General features: G+C 45.6%; 1 protein-coding gene. It reads left to right on the top strand.

Going from position 1 to position 1190, the window contains the following annotated elements:
- Nucleotides 1-1176: elongation factor Tu (gene tuf, locus PVV70_RS09650; protein WP_273759014.1), on the top strand; the 1176-nt coding region annotated here is incomplete at its 5' end.
- Nucleotides 1177-1190 lie beyond the last annotated feature (14 nt).

Below are 1190 nucleotides of genomic sequence, written 5' to 3'. Positions count from 1 at the left end.
ATGGCGAAGAGCAAGTTTGAACGAACGAAACCGCATGTTAATATAGGTACGATTGGTCACGTTGATCATGGGAAGACTTCATTGACAGCAGCGATTACGAAGTTTTTTGGTGAGTTTAAAGCATATGATCAAATTGATGCGGCACCAGAAGAGCGGGCACGTGGCATTACCATTTCTACAGCACACGTTGAGTATGAAACGGAAAGTCGTCACTATGCCCACGTTGACTGTCCAGGACACGCGGATTATGTGAAAAACATGATTACCGGTGCGGCGCAGATGGATGGTGCCATTTTGGTTGTTTCTGCAGCTGATGGTCCTATGCCTCAGACCCGTGAGCATATTTTGCTTGCCCGTCAGGTTGGAGTTCCAGCGATCGTTGTCTTTCTTAATAAAGTTGATCAGGTTGATGACACGGAGCTTTTGGAGCTTGTAGAACTTGAGGTTCGGGAACTTTTATCCAAATATGATTTTCCAGGAGATGAAATCCCGATTGTTAAAGGTTCTGCGTTGGCTGCTCTTGAGGACAAGGATAAAAGCATTGGTGAAGATGCGGTTCGTCTTTTAATGAGTGAGGTTGATAATTATATTCCGACCCCTGAGCGTCCTGTTGATCAACCATTTTTGATGCCGATAGAAGATGTGTTTTCGATTTCGGGTCGTGGAACGGTTGTTACGGGTCGTGTTGAGCGTGGTGTTATTAAAGTTGGAGAGGAAATCGAGATTATTGGTATTCGTCCCACCTCTAAGACGACGGTGACGGGTGTTGAAATGTTCCGCAAGCTTTTAGATCAGGGTCAAGCGGGTGATAATATTGGTGCGCTGCTTCGTGGTGTTGACCGTGAAGGGATTGAGCGTGGTCAAGTATTGGCGAAGCCAGGATCGGTGACTCCTCATACACGTTTTAAAGCAGAAGCTTACATTTTGACGAAAGATGAAGGGGGGCGTCATACGCCGTTTTTCACGAATTATCGTCCTCAGTTTTACTTCCGCACGACGGATGTGACGGGAATTGTTACGCTTCCAGAAGGGACAGAAATGGTTATGCCAGGTGATAATGTTGCGATGGATGTGTCTCTGATTGTTCCAATTGCGATGGAAGAGAAGCTTCGTTTTGCTATTCGTGAAGGTGGTCGTACTGTTGGTGCCGGTATCGTCTCTAAAATCATTGAATAAATAATGCTTGTTGA

The organism is Bartonella sp. AU55XJBT (genome assembly GCF_028618525.1).
The sequence above is the reverse complement of the archived record's forward strand: the minus strand, read 5'-3'. Positions and strand labels throughout refer to the sequence as shown.